Source organism: Burkholderia sp. AU6039 (assembly GCF_002223365.1).
In the GTDB taxonomy this organism is placed as follows: domain Bacteria; phylum Pseudomonadota; class Gammaproteobacteria; order Burkholderiales; family Burkholderiaceae; genus Burkholderia.
In genome coordinates this window covers 962,087-981,227 of record NZ_NKFK01000003.1, presented here as the reverse complement: position 1 = coordinate 981,227, position 19,141 = coordinate 962,087, and the positions used below count along the sequence as shown (strand labels likewise).

Below are 19,141 nucleotides of genomic sequence, written 5' to 3'. Positions count from 1 at the left end.
TTACATCCCCCGTCGACGCGCGGCGATTCTCTGCAGCACGCTGAACACGCCGAGCGCGAGCAGCAGCCCCGCCACGACGCCGACCGCACCCAGCACGACCGGATGCCGCGCCGCCTGCGTCCACACCCGCGCATACCACGGCACGAACCCGACCACGTAAGGCTCGCCGACGCGCAGGCTGTCGACCTGCCCCGGCCGCACCAGCGCCAGGTCGCCCTGCAGCTGCGACACGAGCCCGGCGTTCTCGAACACGTTGAGCAGATCGCCGAGGCGCGGCTGGTCGGTCGCCGTCAGCGCGACGACGCTGCGCCCCCGGCTGCCCGGCAGCTCGAACCCGGCAAGCGCCGCGAGCGAGCCCGTCTGCTCGATGTGCGCGCCGCCTTCGGTCAGGCCGACGCCGTTGCGCCAGCGCTCCTTCACCGAGAAGGCGATGCGCGCGGCGCCCTCGCCGCCCGCGCTGCCCTGCTCGCCGATCACGAGCGGCAGCGCCGAGCGCCAGTGCGCGAGCAGCGGCGACGCGGGCGAGCCGTCGATCACGAGGAGATCCTTGCTGCCCGACAGCGCGGCGACGTCGCCGGGCCGCGCGACCTGCACGCGCAGCGCCGGGAAGCCGGTCCATTCGCCCATGTGGCCGAGCATCGTCAGGTAGGCCTCGAGCTCCTGCGGCGACGGCCGGTCGGGCATCACGACGGCCGTCTGCGACAGGTCGGCGAAGCGCGTGAACGGGAAGCCGCTGTTCGCGAAGAACGCGAGGTTCGGCAACTGTGCGTAATGGACGAAGTGCGAGAAGTCGATCGTCGAATCGGGATCGATCGCCGCACGCTGCGGCTCGGTCGCCGTGCTCGAGCACAGGCCCGTCTTCTGCGAGTCGAGCGTGAAGCGGAACTGCAGCTGGTTGCCGCTGCCGACCCGGAACGCCGGGATGTCGACGTCGCTCGTCACGCGTCCTTCCGGCACCGACAGCAACGGCAGCTGCATGCGGCCGTGCGCGTCCTCGGCATGGGCCGGCCCGAGCCGGTACGACTTCACGAGCTGGTCGTTGATCTCGACGGCAAGCGTCGAGTTGTCCTGCACCGTCGGCGCCGTGTAGCGGTAGCGCAGCGTGATCGGCACGCCCGCGCCGTTCCACGAATGCAGGTCGGACGGCACGCGCAGGTTCAGGCGAATGGCGTCGGGCGACGTGCCGCGCACTTCCAGCTCGCGCGTATCGGACACGAGCTCGCGGAACGTGATCGGCCGGTTCACCGGCAGCCAGCGCGGCGCGTCGTACGGTTTGCGCGGCGCGCCGAGATCGACGTGCGCGACCGTTGCCGACGGCCCCGACAGCGCCGCGCGGCCCAGCACGAGCGTCGCGACCGCATCGTCGACCTCGGCCGCCGTGCGGCCCGTGACGACGAGCAGCTTGCGCCCCGGCGCGGCCGGGTTGTCGGCCACCGCGAGCAGCGGGCCGTTGATCGACGGCAGCGCGAGGCCGGCCGGCAGCGTCGCGGCCGTGCCGATCACCACCGCCTGGTCGTCGGCCGGCAGCCCGGTCGACACCGGGAAGCGCGCATGCCGGTAGTCGGCCAGCGCGCCGAACCACGACGCGAGCACGCCCGCGCTGCGCAGCGTCGCCGAATCGGGCGACGCCGGCAGCACGAACGGCAGCCGCACGCGGCCGTTGTCGCGCCGGTCGAAGAACGGCGCGGGCAGCAGCGCGAGATCGTTCGGCAGGCGGACCGGCGATTCGTCGAGGATCAGCTCGCTCTTCGGGCTCACGTCGGCCCACAGCGCCGAGTTCGACGGATCCTCGCAATGGTCGAGCGTGTAGTGCGCGATCAGGCGCAGGCCGATCTGGTTGAAATCCGAGAAGTAGCGCGGATCGATCGGGATCTCTTGCGTGACCGTGCGGCCCGCCTGCGCGGCGTCGAACGGGACGGTCGCGATGACCTCGCCGTTCACCGACACCTTCAGGTGCGACATCGGGAACACCAGCGACGGCGAATACGCGTAGGTCAGGCGCAGCCGCGCGCCGGTGACCACGCGGTCGAGCCGCACGCCCGCATTGATCGTGCGTGCGTCGTCGGCGCCGCGCAGGCGCAGCGGATCGAACGCGCCGAGCGACGCGAACGGCAGGCGCACCGTCGTCGCCGGCAGCGCGGCTGGGCTCGCGCTGGCCGCCGCGGGCGCGGCCGCCAGCACCGGCGCCGGCGCAGCGGCGGGCGCGGCCGCAACTGGCACGGCCGGCATCGGCGCGGCCGACAGCGCGGCGGCATGAAAAGCGCCGGCCATCGCGGCCGAGAGGACGAGCAGCGACACGGCCGGCTTCATGCGGCACTCCGTTTCATCAGGATCATCCGGTCGTCCGTCGCATCGAAATCGATGCCCGCAAAGCAGCTATGCCCGTGAGTGAACATCCCCACTGCTTCCCTCATATGTATCCAACTGACCTGATTCATTTATCGAAACGATGCGGCGATTTCTTTAATCGCGCGGCATCGTGCTACGCGCGCCTGGCACCGGCACACGCCCATTCGTCACACTATCTCAAAAACAGGACAAAACTCACCACGATTCGCGACATTGAAGCGAAAAAACCTCAATCCGGTCGGAAATGCTGCGCGAGAGGGATGAATGGTAAGAATTGCGCCGTTGTCGCCCGGCAGGCCGAACGGCATACTGCCGGCGCGGATCGGCTGGCCGGCGGCGGTCCGTTGCAGACCACCCCGGCTGAACACGCGGCCGCGAGGCGGCGCGTATGCTACCGCAATCCGCGCTGCCGGACGTGCTTTCTTTCACGGAAAACTGACTTGAATCAAATCGTCGACACTGCCACCCCGTCCCCCGATACGCTGCTGCGCATCATCACCGTGCAGACCGAGATCGCGAAGCTCGGCCTCGATCTCGGCAGCGTGATGGCCTACGTGGCCGAGCAGGTGCCGCAGCTCACCGGCGCGAGCGCCGCCGCGGTCGAATTCGCCGAGGGCGACGACATGGTGTACCGCGCCGCGTCGGGCACGGCCGCCGGGATGCTCGGCCTGCGGTTGCGGCGCTCGGGCAGCCTGTCGGGCCTGTGCGTGCAGCAAGGCGCGTTGCTGCACTGCATCGATTCGGAAACCGACCCGCGCGTCGACCGCGACGCCTGCCGGCGGGTCGGCCTGCGCTCGATGCTCGTGATGCCGCTCACCCATGCCGACACGACCGTCGGCGTGCTGAAGGTGATGTCGCCGGAAGTCGACGGCTTTTCGCAGGCCGACGCGGGCACGCTGCGGCTGACGGCCGACCTGATCGCCGCCGCGATGTTCCATGCGGCGCGCAACGAGGCGAACGAACTGTACCTGCGCGCGACACACGACGCGCTCACCGGCCTGCCCAACCGCGCGCTGTTCTACGACCGCCTGCGGCAGTCGATGCACACGACGCTGCGCGCGAACGGCCGGCTCGGCATCCTCAACATCGACATGGACGGGCTGAAGCCGATCAACGACGGGTTCGGCCATCGCGCGGGCGACGCGGCGCTGCGCGAGATCGCCACGCGGATGCAGGGGGCGGTGCGGCGCTCGGACACGGTCGCGCGCATCGGCGGCGACGAATTCGCGGTGATCCTGCCGAACATCGGCAATCGCGACGATGCGCATGCGCAAAGCACGCGGCTCGCGCGCCAGGTCAGTGAACCGTTCGAATTCGAGGGGCGCCCGATGCGGCTCGGCGTCAGCGTCGGGATCGCGCTGCTGCCCGACGACGGCACCGACATGAACGCGCTGATCGAGCATGCGGACCAGGCGATGTATGAAGTGAAACGCACGCGGTCGCAGCGGGTCGCTCACGCGTAACGCGGCTCGACCAGCCGGCGGCGGCTGCGTTGAACGGACGCTAGCCGATCTGCGGAACGGCGATCGCGAGCCCGACCACGAGCCACTGGACGATCGCGACGAGCACACCGGCCCGGCACAGCCCGACCGCACCGCGCACGCGTGCGTCGAGTGCGCGCCCAGCCTTCGACGCATCGATCCAGCCGAGATCGGCGAGCGCGCGGTCGAGCGCCGCGAGGCCGTCGTCGACCGATCCGTCGCCCGCCGCCGCACGCGCGAGCGCGGCGAACAGCCGGCGGTCGATCTCGATGCGCACCGCGTACCACAGCGCCGCGATCCCCGACCCGGTGCTGACCACCGCCAGCAGCACGCGGGCGATCGTCGCCGGCGCCCAGCCCGACGCGATCCACCAGCCGGCGCCGGCCGCGGCCAGCGCGGCCGCGATCGCCCACGCACCCGCATCGAGCGCGCCGCGCGCGGCGGCAATCCTGAATGGCGCGGACGGGTCGCGCATCACGCACCTCCCGCGCCGCGACGGCGATCGATCCACTGCTGCAGCACGGCCACGCCGTCGTCCGACCACACCGCGTGCGGCCGTACCGCGCGCACGGCGGCCAGCGCGTCGCGCGCATCGCCGAGCCCGCGTCGCGCCGCCAGCCACGCGGCCGCGCACAGCACGCTGCGCCCGTAGCCGAGCGCGCAGCATACCAGCACGTCGCGCCCTTCCCCATGCAGGCGTTCGAGCGCCGCGACGGCCTGCGCGAGTTGCCCGGCCGTCGGCGCGACGAGATCGAGCTGCGGCACGGTCGCATACGCGAGCGACGCATCCACCGACGCCCAGCGCGGCATTTCGGCGGTCAGGTCGACCAGCGCCGTGAAGCCGTGGCGGCGCACGTCGCGTGTCGTCGGTGTGCGCCCGATCGACACGCGCTCGTCGATCCGCACCGGCGCCGGCTGCCGGAACGTCCACAGCCGCGAATTGACGAATGCGCCGGCGATCGTCGGCGCGAGCAGCCAGCGCATGACGACCGGGAACCGCCCGAGCGCGTCCTTCTGGAAGGCGCCGGGCGCGCCGCGCCGGTAGATCCACGCGACACAGGCGAGCGCCAGCGCGGCCCACCCTGCCGCCAGCGCCCAGCCGGGTGCGCGCGGCACGCACCCGAGCGCCACGAGCGCGAGCGCCGCCGCGCCGAGCGCATAGCGGCGCGCGAGCGCACGGCCGGCCGCGCCCGGCGACGCATCGGCGCCCGGCAGCCGGCCCGCGGCATCGCGCAATGGAAACAGGAACAGCGCGAGACAGCCGACGGCCGCGCCGGTCGGCACGTCGATCGCGTGATGCTGGTAGGTGGTCAGCACCGACACGCCGATCGCCGCGAACCACAGGTGCAGCACGCCGCGCGCGAGCGTGCCGCGCAGGTGCTTCGCATACACGGCCCACAGCACGACGAGCAACCCGATGTGCAGCGACGGTGCCTGGTTGAACGGCTTGTCGAAGCCCATCAGCAGCGTGAACAGCGCACCGGCCACGCCGCCCGCGTCGGGCCGCTCGAACCCGAAGCGCAGCGGCCACGCGATGAAGCACGCGACCGAGATCAGCTGCACGGTCAACAGCCGCTTCACGTGATCGAGCAGGTCGGCGCGGCGCGTCCAGAAAAAGAACGACAGCGCATACAGCAGGTCGATCGACCAGTACGGCACGATCGTCCACGGCACGAACGGGATCGCGTACTCCCAGCCGAACGCGAAGGTCGGCACCGCCGCGCGGCGCGCGGCGAGCCAGTTCGCGAAACCGTAGGTCGAGAAGAACACGGCCCCCATCACCGCGAGCCAGCCGAAGCGCAGCGCGAACGACGCGTCGCGCGCGCCGGCGCCGGCCGCCGAGGCCGGTTCGGCGAGGTCGCTCGCGCCGCCGCCGAGCGCGCTCATGACGCGTCGACCCGCTGCGCGAGGCTGACCGTGAAGATGCCCATTTCGTCGATCCGCTGGTCGAGCTTGCGGAAGCCCGCGCGCGCGACGAGCTCGTCCATCTCGGCCTGCGAGCGGCGGCGCATCACCCAGGTCGCTTCGCCGCGGTGATTGTTCAGCGCACGGGCGATGAACTCGAGCTGCGGATGCCACGGCTGCCCCGTATAGACGAGATAGCCGCCCGGCGGCACGGCCTGCGCGAGCCCGCGCAGCGAGCGCTCGATCAGCGCGTTCTCGCCGAACAGTTCGTAGAGGCCCGACACGATCGCGAGCGTCGGACGCGGCTCGAGGGTCGCGAGCGACGCCTCGTCGAACGCATCGCCGCGCTCGAAGCGCGCGATCGACTCGAGGCCGCGCTGCGCGATCAGCACGCGCCCGGCCTCGACGTTCGGCGGGCTGTAGTCGCGCAGCGTGATGTCGTCGGGCGCCGCGCCGTCGCGCTCGGCGGCCGACGCGATCGCGTCGAGCACGTAGCGCCCGTGCCCGGCCGCGATGTCGACGATCCGCACCGGTGCGCCGTGGCCGCGCAGGCGGCCGATCGCCGCGCCGATCAGTTCCTGCAGATGCACCTTGCGCTGGCGGATGCCGACCCAGCCCGGCGAATCGAGATAGGTGCGGTCGATCAGCGCGCCGACGCCGAGCCGCCCTTGCGCGCGGTTGCGGTACACGTAGTCGAGTGTCGAGCCCGAATCGAAGCCGAGACGCAGCCCGAGCGCGATGCCGTCCGACAGCGCGCCGCCGGCCTTCAGGCCGGCGCGCGTGAGCGCCCAGTACGCCCGAGTGAACGCATTCGCGGGCGGCCGGCCGAGCGCCGCGTATTCGTCGTGGAACGCGCCGCGCCGGTCGGCGTCGGCAAGCGACACGCGCGGGCTCGGCGCATCGAATTCGCGCAGCACGAATGCACGCAGCGGGGCGAGCGCCTGCGCGCGGTCGCGTTCACCGAGCGTGTCGTGATAGAAGCCCGGCAGCACGATGCGCTCCTTGCGCGCGGCGCCGAGGCGTTCGAAGAAGCGATCCTGCGGGCCGCGATGCACGACCCAGTCGGCGCCGGAGATCAGCAGCTGCGTCGGCACGGTGATCGCGGCCGCGTCGGCGACGATCCGCTGCGCGGTGTCGTGCAGGTCGAGCAGCATGTTCACCGCGATCGGCCGCGTGATCAGCGGATCGGACGCATAGCTCGCGATCCGCTCGGGATCGTGGGTGAGGAATTTCGGCTTCACGTAGCTGTTCACGTAGAACAGCCCGCGCAGCTTGTGCATCAGCCGCAGGCCCGGCCGCGCGAACGGCACGTAGAGCTTGATGTGGAACGCCGGCGATGCGACGACGAGCGCGCGGATCGGCGGCGCGTAGTCGTGCGCCCAGGTGGCCGCGAGCACCGCGCCGACGCTCTGGCCGACCACCGCCATGTCCTCGATCGCGATGCCGTGCGTGTCGCGGATATGTTCGACGAAGGTCTGCAGGTCACGCACCGACGCGGCCGCGCTCGGGCTGTAGCCGCGCGCGCCGGGCGAGCGGCCGTGGCCGCGCGCATCCCACGCGAAAAATGCGAAATCGGGCAGGTCGAGCTCGTCGACCAGGTGCGCGACGCGCGCCGAGTGTTCGTGGCCGCGGTGCAGCAACACGATGGCGCCGCGGCAGCGCGGGCCCGTGGCGGGCCAGTGACGATAGAACAGCGTTTCGCCGTCGTGCGTGATGAAGTCGGCCTCGCGGGCCATGCGTGCGCTCATGCGTTTCTCTCTCGTTTCGTTATTCGAATCTTGGTGCGCCGCCCTCCGGCGCCCGGTACCGCAACTGTGTTGACGACTGTTTCAACCGCTGCTTCAACTGCCCTTTCAACCGCCCTTTTCCGCGATGCCGGCCTGCACGCGCCGCACCACGGTCACGATCGACAGCACGATCAGCAGGCGCCACAGCCAGACGGCGACGCCGCCAACCGGAAAGCCGAGCCCGATCCACAACGCGAACGCACCGAGCGCGAGCGCGCGGTCGCTCTTGCCGAACGGGCCGTCGTAGCGGCGGCTCACGCCGACCAGCGGGCCGATCAGCCCCGCGCATTCGACGATCACCGCCGTCAGCGCGAACAGCCAGACGTCTGCCGGAGCGAACGCGGAAATCGCGAGAAACGGCAGCACCAGCGCGACATCGGACACGACGTCGCCGAGCTCGTTCAGGTACGCGCCGAGCGTGCTCTTCTGGCCGTGCTCGCGCGCGAGCATCCCGTCGATCGCGTTGAGCGCCATCCGCGCGAACAGCCACAGCGGGATCAGCAGGAACAGCGCACGGGCAAACACGCCGAGGCCGGCGAGCGCGCCGACGACGATCGAGCCGCCGGCCGCGAACAGCGTGACCTGGTTGGCCGTGACACCGCGTTCCGCGAGCGAGTTCGCGAACGGGCGCAGGGTGTTCTGGAATTTGGGTTTGAGTGCGTAGAGGCTCATCGTTTTATTTGCGCGGCACAGTCGGATACGTTTCCCGCCGCCATGCCCCGGGCGGCGAAACGGCCTTGGACGGCCTTCCATGGACGGCCCTCATCGTCGCCGAGCGGCCCCGATGCGTCAAGCACGCGCCCGGCCCGCACGCGCGGCGCCAATCTGGCGTTTTTGACGGAAACTCGCGATAATCCGCTGGCCCGATCGCGGCGAGATCCATTCGAACTGCAAACGGGCACGCGTGCAACAGCCGATTATCACGCCGCCGACCGGCGCATTCGCCGCGACGCAACAGCGTATGACGGCGACTCGTCCGATTATCGCGGACCTGCGACAGGCAGCCACGAATTTGAAAAAATTTAAACAAGGGCCGTCCGGCGCGCATCCTGCCGCGCCGGCATTCCGGGGTCCCGCCCGCCGCTCATGCGCAGCGGGCCATACAGGCAGGCAGGAGGCGCAGCGCCGATGAACATCCTCAACGTCTGGCAGCGCGATTTCCTGCTGTCCATCGTGCGGCTCGTCGCCGGTGCGTATCCGGTCTGGCATCAGGCGCCGCCGTCCCCGACGCAGAAGATCTACTTCTCGAACCACACGAGCCACATCGACACGCTCGCGATCCTCGCCGCGCTGCCGCGCAACGTGCGCGCGGTCGTTCGGCCGGTCGCCGCGCGCGACTACTGGGACAGCAGCGACATGAAGCGCCACATCGCGCAGAAGCTGCTGAACGTCGTGCTGATCGACCGCCACCGCGAATCCGGCGGTGACCCGCTCGATCCGGTGCGCGACGCACTCAAGCAGGGCCATTCGATCATCATCTTCCCGGAAGGCACGCGCGGCGCCGAGATCCTGCCGCAGCCGTTCAAGAGCGGGCTGTTCCACCTCGCGACCGAGTTTCCGGACGTCGCGCTCGCGCCCGTCTATCTCGAGAACCTGCAGCGGATCATGCCGAAGGGCGCGATCTGGCCGGTGCCGCTGATCTGCAAGGTGCACTTCGGCGCGAACGAACAGCGCGGCGCCGACGAGGACAAGCCGACGTTCCTCGCCCGCATGCGCGACGCGGTCGTCGCGCTCGCGCCGCCGCAGCGGCCGGCCGGCTGAACGCGGCGCCCTCTTCTCCCTTTTCCGGATATCAATGATGCGAACCATTTTCTGGGAACTGGTCGCGGGCGTCACGGGCGTGCTCGTCGTCGCGACCGTGATCGGCGCGATCCTCGGCGCACGCAGCGGCGGCACCAGCGCGACCATCGTCAACCTGAACCAGCGCATCCGTGCGTGGTGGGCGATGATCGCGATCATGGCCATCGCGATCGGCCTCGGCAACAACATCACGTATCTGGTGTTCGCGGTGCTGTCCTACCTGACGCTGCGTGAGTTCATCACGCTCACGCCAACCACCGCGAGCGACCATACGACGCTGTTCATCGCATTCTTCGTCGCGATCCCCGTGCAGTACCTGCTGCTCGGGATCAACTGGTACGGGATGTATTCGATCTTCGTACCCGTGCACCTGTTCTTCGCGATGTCGCTCGTGTCGGCACTCACGCAGGACACGCGCGACTTCCTGAGCCGCAACGCGAAGATCAACTGGGCGCTGATGGTGTGCGTGTACGGGCTGAGCCATGCGCCGGCCGTGCTGATCCTCGACATTCCGCACTACGCGGGGCAGAACGCGCTGCTGCTGTTCTTCTTCCTGTTCGTCGTGCAGATCAGCGACGTGCTGCAGTACGTGGTCGGCAAGCTGTTCGGCAAGCGCAAGATCGCGCCGCAGCTGTCGCCATCGAAGACGATCGAGGGTTTCATCGGCGGCGGCCTGCTGGCCACGCTGTGCGGCGCCTCGCTGTATCGCGTGACGCCGTTCAGCTTCGGGTCGGCGTTCGGCATCTCGCTCGCGATCGTGATCGCGGGCTTCGTCGGCGGCCTCGTGCTGTCGGCCGTCAAGCGCTCGCTCGGCACCAAGGACTGGGGCTCGATGATCGCGGGCCACGGCGGGATGCTCGATCGCGTCGACTCGATCTGCTTCGCCGCGCCGGTGTTCTTCCACCTCGTGCGGTATCTGTACGTGTGATGCGCGGGCGGCGCCACGCCGCCCGTTCCTGCGCGCGATGGATCAGTACCCTTCGCGCAATGCCTTCGGCACGACGTAGCGGCCACGCGCCGCGTCGAACTTCACCGTATGGCGCGCGCGGATCGTCTGGTCGCCGCGCGTGCCCGTTTCCGTGACCGTCAGCGGATAGACGTCGCCGGCGCCGGTCAGGTCCGGCGCGATCTCGAAGCGGCGTTCCTCGCAGCGCGCCCGCGCGTGCGCGCATTCGGTCGACTCCGCGTTGTCGAGGGCCTCGTCGATGCGCGCCGCCGCCAGCACCAGTGCATTGCCGACCGGCAGCCAGATCGCGCGGAAGCGTTGCGAATAGCCTTGCCGCGTGTCGCTTTCGCCGATGACGAACCCGAACAGATGCGGCCCGAGCCGCTCGATACGCACCGTGCCCGGCTCGCCGCGCCCGCCCGACGCGATCTCCGTTTTCTTCATGACCGGCTCGAGCGTCTTGCCGTCCGCCGCCGGTTTCAGCACGTACAGGTCGATCGTGCCGGTCGTCGCGTCCGTATCCATGCCCGGCATCCCGTTCTGCACGGCCGCCTCGGTCTCGCCGCACATCGCGAGCAACGTGCGCGGGCCCTCCGCGGTCGCGACGCGCAGCGAGCCGCACGGCGAATAGACAAGATCGCCGCCGTCCGCCTGCCAGCCCTTGCGGTCCGCGCGCCAGTTGCCATAGCTGTCGTGGATGAACGTGCGCAGCAGGCGGTCGGCCACCGCCGGCTCGATCGCGTGCGCCGCAGCCGGCAACGTCAACGCCGGCACCGCACACGCAGCGGACAGCGCCAGACGTCGCACCAGGGGATGAATGGATGAAATCATGTCGGCGTCGCCAGGAATGAGAAACAGTGCGGGAAGCAAACGGCCAGCGGCATCACGGCATCAACGCGGTTGCGCGACCGGCTCGGGATCGAACGCCGCCAGCCCCGGCCACGCCGCCGCCCCCCATGCACCGCCACCCGGTGCGAGCCAGCCTTGCAGCGTCGCGTCGTCGAACGCCTTGCCGAACGGGTCGGCGCGAAATCCCGCCACCCACTGCCTGCGGCCCGCGATGTACGCGTGGCCGAAATCCGTCCAGCTGTCGAAGCAGTCCTGGGCGCGCTGCGCGTTGAGCAACAACACGCGCCAGGCGGTGTCCGGCTCGGTCCAGCCCATCAGCATCGCCACGCGCGCGAGGAACGCCATCCGCGCACAGGCGAACGCGAGCGCCGCACGCGGGTCGTCGGTCGGCCGCAGCGCATGCAGGTCGGCGCGAAACCACTGCGTCTCGAGCACGCGCGCCAGGTGCGCGCGCGCATCGTCGTCCGTCGCGTCGGTGCGCAACTCCATCTGGTGCAGCATCTGGGCACGCAAGAACTTGCGCGACGTGTCGTTCAGGTGGCTCGTGTCCGCATCGTCGAAACCCGAGAATCCCGTCGCTTCCACGTACGGGTGCGCGAGCAGCAGCGCCCAGTGCTTGCGGGCCGGCAACGCCGAATAGCGCCCACCGCGCCGGCGGAAGTAGCGCACGATGCGCCACAGCACGAACAGGGCAACGATCAACTTGAATATCATGGTCTTCGCCCCGTCATTGCGCGGCACCGACGCCACGCGGCGCGTCGTAGCCGGGCCAGCGCACGCCCTCGGTGGCAAAGGCAGGCTGCGCGTCCTCCGGCCGTGCGGACGGCACCGCCGGCGCCAGCGTCGCGCGCACCGCGTAACGCACCGAACCGGCACGCGGCGGCCGCGCGTGCAGCAGTTCAGGCTGCCGCGCGGCGACCAGCCACTCGACGGTCGGCGTCGGCTCGGCGAGCCGTCCGAACAATTGCGGATGGCGCGCGACGAGCCGTGCTTGCGACGCGGCATCCGTCACGTCCTCGATCCTGCACCACCCCGACGGCGTATGGACGACACCGAGCGCGATGCAGTCGGGCGGCGTGCGATCCGTCGTCCCCAGCGCATTCAGGCAGGCCAGCACGTCGTCGACGTAGCGCTCGACCGGCGGCCGGTTCTGCTTGCCCTTGACCTGATCGACGTCGAGGCTGCCGTCCGCCTGCACCGCGACGCTGATCGTGATGTGCGGCTGGCCGCCCGCATCCCGAAAGCTCAGCAACCGCAACGTGCGCGCCTCGATCGCTTCCGCATAGCGCCCGCCGTAGCCGCCCGTCAGCGCTTGCCGGTCGGCGAACTGGCCGAGGCAATGGCGCATCACGTAACTCTCGAACGCCATTTCGGCGCGCAGCAGCGCGCTGTCGGGCAGGAATTCGACAAAGCGCCCGTTGGCGGTTTCGCACCACGTGCGCAGCGCATCGGGCTGGCTCTCGCGCCAGCCCCGCGCGATCCGGTCCGCCATCTCCGCATGCTCGCGTTCCCACATCGCGAGCGCCTGCGGGCAATTGACACGGTCGAGCTTGCCCTCGAGCCCGGTGCCCTTGCGCGATTCGAGAAACTCGACGAGCGTGGTTTCGAGTGCGAGAAGGTGCGGATCGGCCGGGTCGACCCAGACGACGGGGGCCTGCCTGCCGGCGTCGCCCTCGCCGATCGTCTTCGCGCCGGGCCCGAAGCGCCGCGCGACCCACGCCGGCGGCGCAGCCTGGCCGAGCGCCTGCCGCGCCTCGTCGAGCGACCCGATCGTGCGCGCGGGCTCGAAGTTGGCGACGACATGCCGGTAGAAATGATTGAGCAGCCACGCGCGCACCGCGTCGGCATCGCCCCGCGCGATGCTGCGCGCGGCGATCGCCGCTTTCAGCGCATCAGCGTTCAGCGCGTTGCGCGGCGCGTAGCCGGCCCGCCGATCGACGGCCGTCATTGCCAGAACTTCCACCAGCGCTTGTTCGGCGCGGCGGTCGCTGAATCCGGCGAGGCCGGCGCACCGGCCTCGCGGATCCGTCGCTCGATCACGTCCTCCATCAGGTCGAGCGGTTCCGCAGCGTGCCGGTTGCCGGCAAGCACACGCTCGTAGAAATACTTCGCATCCGACTGCCGGCCCAGTTCGTATGCCGCGTCGGCAGCCCGGAGCAGGACATCCAGATCGTGCGACGCATCGGCCTGCCCGCGCGCGGCGTCGTACAGCGCCGACGCCTGATCCGGATGCGATGCCGCCATGTGGGAGGCGAACACGAAGCGGGCGATCAGCGCCTCGTCGGGCAGGCTGCCGTCGACCTGATCGTGTTCCCGCTGCCAGCCGACGAGGCGTTCGAGCCAGATCGGCAATTCGTTGCAACGATCGAGGCGATACAGCGCGCGCACCACGTCGCGCACGTACCGGTTCGGGTCATGCCGGCTGAAACCGTATTCGGCGGCGTAATGCCAAAGCTGCTCGGCGGCCTCGACCATCTCGTCGTCCTTGCCCTGGCACGCGAGCACGTAGCGGACACCGGAGTAATGCTCGGCAAACGAGCTCGCCGCAATCCCGTTGCGATGCAGGACCAGCGCCTCGTCGTAACGGTCCTCGTCTCGGTAGAGAATCGCGAGGTTGTTGCAGAGCATCGAATACAGGTGCGCACAAGAATCGTACGGGTGCCCTTTGCCGGTCTCGAAGAAGCGCTCCATGCACGCACGGCCCTGCTCGTACGCGGCGATCCGCAGGCGCTGAAGGTCGGCACGCACCGGCGCCCGTTCCGCGGCCGGCAGTGCCTCGATCGCCTCCTCGACCCGGTCCTCGATCCAGCCCGAGAATGCGTAGCTCCACAAGCCGCTGCGCAGCGACGGCGGCGGCAGTCTCAGCGCGGCGGCGACCCCCAGCGCACGTATGCGCGCCTCGGTCAGCGTGAACGCGGTGCGGTTGTCGTGCATCTCGCCTTCCTGCGCGGCCGCGAACAGGCGCGCGGCCTGGGTCGTCGCATCGATGCGGCCGGTTTCGCCGTCGTAGACCGCCGCGAGCCGCGCGATCCACGGATGGCCGGGCGCGCGCCGCAGCGCGACCTCGCGCGCGGCGTCGGCGACCGCGTAGCGCAACGCGTCGCCCTCGAGCGAGCCGAGCGCGGCAAAGATCTCGCCGTGCGTCGGTGAACGCGCGGCCAGCGCGTCGGGCTGTTCCGCGCCGAGTTCGACGAGCCGTTCGAGCGTCGGCGCGAAACCGGCTGCGCGCATCGCGCACAGCGGCCACCAGACCGATGTGTCGGTCGGCTCGGCGAGGCGTGCGTGGATGATCTGCCCCACCCGGTCGAGCATGCTGCTTTCGAGCTGGTACACGTGGAAGAACGCGCGGCGCCCCGCGTCGTCGAAGCGGCCCGCCTCGAGCAGCCACGGCAGTTCGTATTCGATGAAGTCGTCGCCGCCGTCCGACTCGAGGCTGTGACTCGCCATCTCGCACCGGGCGAGCGCGCCGTCGAGATCGCCTTGCGCGTGTGCCGCCCGCGCGGCAAGCCGCGCCAGCCTCACCTCGGCCTCGCGGCGCGGCGGCAGTGCCCAGTCAGCGATGCGCGACTCGACGGCCCGGCGAATCGTGTCGAACTGCAGCGGCGCAATCTCGATCATCGCCCGGCCGATCCGCAGCCAGTCATCGGCGTCGATGTCCTGGTCCGCGCCTGCCGACGCGATGGCCGCCACCGCGGCCTCGGCCGCCGCCCGCGCGTCGTCGTCCCGGCCAAGCCGCCGCAAGGCCCACGCACGCAGGCATTGCCGGTTCGCTTCGTCCCAGGCGCGAAACGTGGCGCGGTCGGCCAGCGCGCCATTCAATGCGTGACGCAGTTCGATCGCGTCGAGCGCGTGCTCCGCGTGGTCGTATTCCAGCGTATCGAGAATGCGGGCGCGGACGAAGCGATCGGCATCGAGCGTCGGCGACGTGCGCACGACGTCATGCATCTCGCCGATCGCGTGGGTGACGGCGTCGTTCTCGCCCAGGTGCCGGGCGATCTGCAACCGGTACAGCGCGAGTTGCATGCGGATGTCGGGCCGCGCGTCGGGCGGCGCCGCGTCGTGCACGCCTGCGCCGTCGTCGTCGAGCACGGCGCGTGCAGCGGCCGGATCGCCGGCGTGCATCCAGAGCGTGTGCAGGCGCTCGATCGCGTCGAGCGAATCGGCACGCAACGGCTGGGCCCGCAGTCTTGCCGCAAGGTCGCTCTCGCGGCTCGAGTCGCTTTCTTCGAGATCGGCTTCGAGCCGGTTCATCAGCGTGTCGAGCGACTGGCCCGTCAAAGGCATCGTTGTCATATCGTTATGAGTCTTGGTCTTGGTATAGGCACTGGGAGTCAACGGCTGCCCCCCTCTCGGAATCGCGATAGCTTATCAGGAGACGGAGGCGGTGCGCGGCCTCGCCATTCGCGTCGTCCGGCGTTACGATCTCGTTCTTCATTCCCCGATCCGGTCGATGCGCATGGCGCGACGGCGCGATGCGTCCCGACCGGTCCCGCCCGACCCGGAACACGCATGAACCTCACGTTGCAGGACGTCGCCTGGCACCGCTCGGTCGGGCGGCTCATCGAGTCGCTCGACCAGCCGGGCTTCTGGCTGGCGCTGATCCGGCTGATCGAGGAATACGTCGCGGTCGACAGCTGGGTCGCGCTGACGTTCGGCGACGGCCGCCCGCACGTGTTCGCCGAATGCCCGTACGAAGGCGGCGGCCCGGACCCGCTGTTCCGCGACTACGTGCAGGGCCTGTACCAGCTCGACCCGTTCTACATCGCGAACCGCGACGCGCCGAAGAGCGGCCTGTTCCGGCTGTCCGACGTCGCGCCCGAATGCTTCCGCGATACCGAGTACTACACGCTCTATTTCACGCACAACGTCGTCGAGGACGAGGTGCAGTTCAACGTCGTGCTCGACGATGCGCGCACGCTGTGCCTGTCGCTCGGCAGCAAGCGACGCTTCGGCCCCGAGCAGGTGGCGCTGCTCGACCTGATCCGGCCATGGGTGGCCGGGCTGATGCGGCAGCGGCTCGCGTTCGAGCCGGCCGCCGTCGAAGCCGCGGTGCCGCCGCGGGCCGGCCCCCGTGCGCAGGACGGCTTCGAGCGCGCCATGGCGCGGCTCGGCACGCCGCTCACCGCGCGCGAACTCGACGTGATCCGGCTGATCCTGAGCGGGCGCTCGAACAAGGAAGTCGCGAACAAGCTGGCGATATCCGCCGAAACGGTCAAGGTCCATCGCCGCAACATCTACGGGAAGCTCGCTATCAACTCGCAATCGGAGCTGTTCTCGCTGTTCCTGAACGCGCAAGCCGGCACCTGACGCGTATCGCGAGCCGCGCGTGCCGGTGCTCGCCGGCACCGGCGGCGTCACAGATCAATACCCCCGAAGGGTTAACGCGCCGGCGGGATGGGAAATCCGCCGCTTCGGCGCATACTGGGGCCTCCTTACCCACCCTTCCGGCGCCATCGGCGACGGGCCCCTGCTACCGAAATCGCCATGAAACTGAAGCTCGATATCGTCCAGCTCGCCGGTCGCGACGGCGACACGCCCTACAACCTGCAACGCACGCTCGACGCGATCGCAACCTGCGCACCGGGCACCGACATCGTGATGTTTCCGGAAGCGCAGCTCACCGGCTTCCTCGATCGGTCGAATCTGGCCGAATGCGCCGAGCCGCTCGACGGCCCGAGCGTCGGCGCCGTCATGGCAGCCGCACGCGCCCGCGATGTGGCGGTCGTGGTCGGACTGATCGAGAACGACGGCGGCCGCTTCTACAACACGACCGTCTTCGTCACGCCGGACGGCATCGCGCTGCGCTACCGCAAGACGCATCTGTGGGTGAGCGAGCACGGCGTCGTGCTGCCCGGCGACCGTTTCGCGACGATCGAATGGCGCGGCGTGCGGATCGGCCTGCTGATCTGCTATGACAACGAATTCCCCGAAACCGGCCGCGCGCTCGCCGCCCTCGGCGCCGAGCTGATCCTCATCACCGACGGCAACATGGAGCCGTACCGCCCCGTCCACCGCACGTCGGCCACGGCGCGGGCGATGGAGAACCAGGTGTTCGCGGTGGTCGCCAACCGCGTCGGCGGCAGCGCGCACGACATCGTGTTCGCGGGCGGCAGCCTCGCGGCCGATCCGTTCGGCAACCTGATCTTCGAGGCCGGCAATACCGAATCGCGTCACGCGGTCGAACTCGATTTCGACCAGCTCGCCGCGTCGCGCGCGGTCTACGACTATCGCCGCGATCAGCGCCTGCACATCGCAGGCGAACGCATCGAGCATGCCAACGGCCTGCGCGAACTGCTGATTCCGTAAGCGTTTGCGCGCCTCCGGCGGCGACGTCCGTCACGCCGGGTCGGGCACCTCGATCGCCAGCAGCGCCGAACTGACCGACTTGCCGTGCGCGTCGAGCGCGAGCGAGCGCGTGACGCCGCCGCCGAGCGCATCGCGCAGCACGAAATTGAATGCGCCGAGCGCCGGCAATTCATAGCGCACGACGTCGCCGTGCACGATGCCCGCGAGCCACGCCCTCACTCTGTCGGCATCCAGATGCGTGCGCAGGTGATCGTAATGACGCGGATCGTGGCAGATCACCGACACGTTCAGCGTATTGCCCTTGTCGCCGGTGCGCGCATGCGCGAGTTCACGCAGTTGCATCATGCCTCCACGAATGAAAACGACGGCGTCACGGCCGCGCGCGGCAGCAGCACCGACTGCACCGCGATCACCTCGCGCGTCGACTTGAACGCACCGCCGCCGCCGGCCGGCCCGTTCGTATAGAGCGTCTCGACCTCGTTGCCGATGCGCGCGGCTTCGGCGGCGCTCGCCGCACGGCCGGCCACCCGCACGCGCACCTCGGCCGGCTCGCCGCGCACGGCCGGCGTCGCGTCGCCATACAGCGAATCGACACCGATCAGGTCGAAGCGCAACTCGGTCGCGGCGACGCCGGTCATCGCCAACCGCTCGCGAACGATCTCGAGCGCGAGACGCGCACGTTCGAGCGCACCCGGGCCGCCGTACGACATCTGGCCTTCACCGATCCAGCCGTCGACGTAAGCCACCGAACCCTTCAGCGTATCGGGCCGCGCGGCGCCGCGCCCGCCCGTCACGCGCACGCGATCGGTCGTCTCCTCGGCAACGGTGACCTGCGTGAAATCCGCGACGACATCGGGCTGCAGATACCGCGCCGGATCGTGAATCTCGTAGAGCAGCTGTTCCTTGCAGGTCGCCGCGCTCACGCGGCCGCCCGCGTGCGGCACCTTGGTGATCACGAGCGTGCCGTCGGCCGCGACTTCGCCGATCGGAAACCCGAGCCGCGCGAGGTTCGGCACGTCCTTGTAGCCGGGATCGGCGAAATAGCCGCCCGTCACCTGCCCCGCGCATTCGAGCAGGTGGCCGACGACCGTCGCGGCGCCAAGCGTGTCCCAGTCGTCCATCCGCCAGCCGAACGCGTGGATCAGCGGCGCGGCGAACAGCGACGGATCGGCGACGCGCCCGGTCAGCACGACATCCGCGCCGGCCGCGAGCGCATCGACGATCGGCGCGGCGCCGAGGTACGCGTTCGCGGACACGATGCGGTCGCGATAGGCGGCGACGTCGTCGCCCGATTCCTCGAAGCGGAATGCGCCGCGCAGCACGACGTCGAGCACGTCGTCGCCTTCGACCGCCGCGACCTTCAGCTTCGTGAAACCCAGCGATTGCGCGATTTGCGCGGTGCGCCGCGCGGCCGCACGCGGATTCGCCGCGCCCATGTTCGACACGATGCGCACGCCCTTCGGCACGGCGACCGGCAGCACCGCCTGCATCCGCGCGTCGAGCAGCGGGTCGTAGCCGAGTGCCGGGTCCTGGCGCCGCGCCTGCTGCGCGATCGCGATCGTGCGCTCGGCCAGGCATTCGAAAACGAGATAGTCGAGCTGCCCGTGTTCGGCCAGTTCGACCGCGGGCTCGATCCGGTCGCCCGAGTAGCCGGCGCCCGCGCCGATGCGCACGCGCCGTTCAGGTTGCTTTGCTGTCATGTCCGTACCGTCGTCCGG

At 70.0% G+C, this 19,141-nt stretch carries 16 protein-coding genes; 5 read left to right on the top strand and 11 right to left on the bottom strand.

The genetic code is table 11. The features are described 5' to 3' along the window. The gene (gene bcsB / locus CFB39_RS07260) at nucleotides 1-2,310 is read right to left on the bottom strand and encodes a cellulose biosynthesis cyclic di-GMP-binding regulatory protein BcsB (protein WP_089472588.1); all 2,310 of its coding nucleotides are present in this window, start codon (nucleotides 2,308-2,310) and stop codon (nucleotides 1-3) included. 479 nt (nucleotides 2,311-2,789) lie between these two features. Between bcsB and CFB39_RS07255 the strand changes: the two genes are divergently transcribed. Continuing rightward, nucleotides 2,790-3,812 (top strand): sensor domain-containing diguanylate cyclase, encoded by a 1,023-nt coding sequence (locus tag CFB39_RS07255; protein WP_089472587.1) that lies wholly within the window; start codon nucleotides 2,790-2,792, stop codon nucleotides 3,810-3,812. Nucleotides 3,813-3,852: 40 nt separating this feature from the next. Here CFB39_RS07255 and CFB39_RS07250 read toward each other — a convergent pair whose 3' ends face one another. The 4 genes from CFB39_RS07250 to CFB39_RS07235 form a co-directional block, all read right to left on the bottom strand. Next, nucleotides 3,853-4,305 (bottom strand): hypothetical protein, encoded by a 453-nt coding sequence (locus CFB39_RS07250; RefSeq protein WP_089472586.1) that lies wholly within the window; start codon nucleotides 4,303-4,305, stop codon nucleotides 3,853-3,855. Continuing rightward, nucleotides 4,305-5,717 carry a phosphatase PAP2/dual specificity phosphatase family protein gene (locus CFB39_RS07245; protein WP_089472585.1) on the bottom strand — a complete coding sequence of 471 codons (1,413 nt, stop codon included), beginning with the start codon at nucleotides 5,715-5,717 and terminating at the stop codon, nucleotides 4,305-4,307. The genes CFB39_RS07250 and CFB39_RS07245 overlap by 1 nt, the downstream gene beginning before the upstream one ends. After that, complete coding sequence (locus CFB39_RS07240) at nucleotides 5,714-7,483, bottom strand: bifunctional alpha/beta hydrolase/class I SAM-dependent methyltransferase (RefSeq protein WP_089472584.1); 1,770 nt, start codon at nucleotides 7,481-7,483, stop codon at nucleotides 5,714-5,716. Before CFB39_RS07240 ends, CFB39_RS07245 begins: the two co-directional genes overlap by 4 nt. Before the next feature lie 105 nt (nucleotides 7,484-7,588). Next, the gene (locus CFB39_RS07235) at nucleotides 7,589-8,194 is read right to left on the bottom strand and encodes a CDP-alcohol phosphatidyltransferase family protein (RefSeq protein ID WP_089425120.1); all 606 of its coding nucleotides are present in this window, start codon (nucleotides 8,192-8,194) and stop codon (nucleotides 7,589-7,591) included. Between the two features lie 456 nt (nucleotides 8,195-8,650). Here CFB39_RS07235 and CFB39_RS07225 point away from each other — a divergent pair, with 456 nt between their 5' ends. Next, nucleotides 8,651-9,283, top strand: a complete 633-nt coding sequence (locus CFB39_RS07225; protein ID WP_071334306.1) for a lysophospholipid acyltransferase family protein — start codon at nucleotides 8,651-8,653, stop codon at nucleotides 9,281-9,283. A gap of 37 nt (nucleotides 9,284-9,320) precedes the next feature. After that, entirely contained in the window at nucleotides 9,321-10,250 is a 930-nt protein-coding gene (locus tag CFB39_RS07220; protein WP_089473239.1) for a phosphatidate cytidylyltransferase, read from the top strand. A 42-nt stretch (nucleotides 10,251-10,292) separates the two neighbouring features. Here the strand turns inward: CFB39_RS07220 and CFB39_RS07215 are convergent, their stop codons facing one another. The 4 genes from CFB39_RS07215 to CFB39_RS07200 are packed head-to-tail and all read right to left on the bottom strand — an operon-like array spanning nucleotide 10,293 to nucleotide 15,401. Beyond that, entirely contained in the window at nucleotides 10,293-11,099 is an 807-nt protein-coding gene (locus CFB39_RS07215) for a topoisomerase IV (protein ID WP_089472583.1), read from the bottom strand. A gap of 60 nt (nucleotides 11,100-11,159) precedes the next feature. Beyond that, a complete protein-coding gene (locus CFB39_RS07210) occupies nucleotides 11,160-11,831 on the bottom strand; it encodes a DUF1266 domain-containing protein (RefSeq protein WP_218829803.1) in 672 nt (223 codons plus the stop codon). 13 nt (nucleotides 11,832-11,844) lie between these two features. Further along, a complete protein-coding gene (locus CFB39_RS07205; RefSeq protein WP_089472582.1) occupies nucleotides 11,845-13,065 on the bottom strand; it encodes a hypothetical protein in 1,221 nt (406 codons plus the stop codon). Then, the gene (locus CFB39_RS07200; protein ID WP_144030239.1) at nucleotides 13,062-15,401 is read right to left on the bottom strand and encodes a hypothetical protein; all 2,340 of its coding nucleotides are present in this window, start codon (nucleotides 15,399-15,401) and stop codon (nucleotides 13,062-13,064) included. The genes CFB39_RS07205 and CFB39_RS07200 overlap by 4 nt, the downstream gene beginning before the upstream one ends. 225 nt (nucleotides 15,402-15,626) lie before the next feature. On the opposite strand from CFB39_RS07200, the gene CFB39_RS07195 reads away from it, so the two are divergent. Together CFB39_RS07195 and CFB39_RS07190 are read left to right on the top strand one after the other, a co-directional pair. Continuing rightward, the gene (locus tag CFB39_RS07195) at nucleotides 15,627-16,424 is read left to right on the top strand and encodes a response regulator transcription factor (protein ID WP_089472580.1); all 798 of its coding nucleotides are present in this window, start codon (nucleotides 15,627-15,629) and stop codon (nucleotides 16,422-16,424) included. 177 nt (nucleotides 16,425-16,601) lie between these two features. Next, nucleotides 16,602-17,423, top strand: a complete 822-nt coding sequence (locus CFB39_RS07190) for a carbon-nitrogen hydrolase family protein (protein WP_089472579.1) — start codon at nucleotides 16,602-16,604, stop codon at nucleotides 17,421-17,423. 30 nt (nucleotides 17,424-17,453) lie between these two features. Here the strand turns inward: CFB39_RS07190 and CFB39_RS07185 are convergent, their stop codons facing one another. Together CFB39_RS07185 and CFB39_RS07180 are read right to left on the bottom strand one after the other, a co-directional pair. Beyond that, nucleotides 17,454-17,765, bottom strand: coding sequence for a hypothetical protein (locus tag CFB39_RS07185; protein WP_089472578.1), 312 nt, complete (start codon nucleotides 17,763-17,765; stop codon nucleotides 17,454-17,456). Next, a complete protein-coding gene (locus CFB39_RS07180; protein ID WP_089472577.1) occupies nucleotides 17,765-19,123 on the bottom strand; it encodes an acyclic terpene utilization AtuA family protein in 1,359 nt (452 codons plus the stop codon). Before CFB39_RS07180 ends, CFB39_RS07185 begins: the two co-directional genes overlap by 1 nt. Between the last annotated feature and the right edge of the window lie 18 nt (nucleotides 19,124-19,141).

What these genes read in the sequence shown, in the direction of transcription:
- CFB39_RS07250 (WP_089472586.1), bottom strand. Translation starts at nt 4,305, where the DNA reads ATGCGCGACCCGTCCGCGCCATTCAGGATTGCCGCCGCGCGCGGCGCG.
- CFB39_RS07180 (WP_089472577.1), bottom strand. Translation starts at nt 19,123, where the DNA reads ATGACAGCAAAGCAACCTGAACGGCGCGTGCGCATCGGCGCGGGCGCC.
- CFB39_RS07235 (WP_089425120.1), bottom strand. Translation starts at nt 8,194, where the DNA reads ATGAGCCTCTACGCACTCAAACCCAAATTCCAGAACACCCTGCGCCCG.
- CFB39_RS07215 (WP_089472583.1), bottom strand. Translation starts at nt 11,099, where the DNA reads ATGATTTCATCCATTCATCCCCTGGTGCGACGTCTGGCGCTGTCCGCT.
- CFB39_RS07190 (WP_089472579.1), top strand. Translation starts at nt 16,602, where the DNA reads ATGAAACTGAAGCTCGATATCGTCCAGCTCGCCGGTCGCGACGGCGAC.
- CFB39_RS07185 (WP_089472578.1), bottom strand. Translation starts at nt 17,765, where the DNA reads ATGCAACTGCGTGAACTCGCGCATGCGCGCACCGGCGACAAGGGCAAT.
- CFB39_RS07240 (WP_089472584.1), bottom strand. Translation starts at nt 7,483, where the DNA reads ATGAGCGCACGCATGGCCCGCGAGGCCGACTTCATCACGCACGACGGC.
- CFB39_RS07220 (WP_089473239.1), top strand. Translation starts at nt 9,321, where the DNA reads ATGCGAACCATTTTCTGGGAACTGGTCGCGGGCGTCACGGGCGTGCTC.
- CFB39_RS07210 (WP_218829803.1), bottom strand. Translation starts at nt 11,831, where the DNA reads ATGATATTCAAGTTGATCGTTGCCCTGTTCGTGCTGTGGCGCATCGTG.
- CFB39_RS07225 (WP_071334306.1), top strand. Translation starts at nt 8,651, where the DNA reads ATGAACATCCTCAACGTCTGGCAGCGCGATTTCCTGCTGTCCATCGTG.
- CFB39_RS07195 (WP_089472580.1), top strand. Translation starts at nt 15,627, where the DNA reads ATGAACCTCACGTTGCAGGACGTCGCCTGGCACCGCTCGGTCGGGCGG.
- CFB39_RS07245 (WP_089472585.1), bottom strand. Translation starts at nt 5,717, where the DNA reads ATGAGCGCGCTCGGCGGCGGCGCGAGCGACCTCGCCGAACCGGCCTCG.
- CFB39_RS07200 (WP_144030239.1), bottom strand. Translation starts at nt 15,401, where the DNA reads ATGCCTTTGACGGGCCAGTCGCTCGACACGCTGATGAACCGGCTCGAA.
- CFB39_RS07205 (WP_089472582.1), bottom strand. Translation starts at nt 13,065, where the DNA reads ATGACGGCCGTCGATCGGCGGGCCGGCTACGCGCCGCGCAACGCGCTG.
- bcsB (WP_089472588.1), bottom strand. Translation starts at nt 2,310, where the DNA reads ATGAAGCCGGCCGTGTCGCTGCTCGTCCTCTCGGCCGCGATGGCCGGC.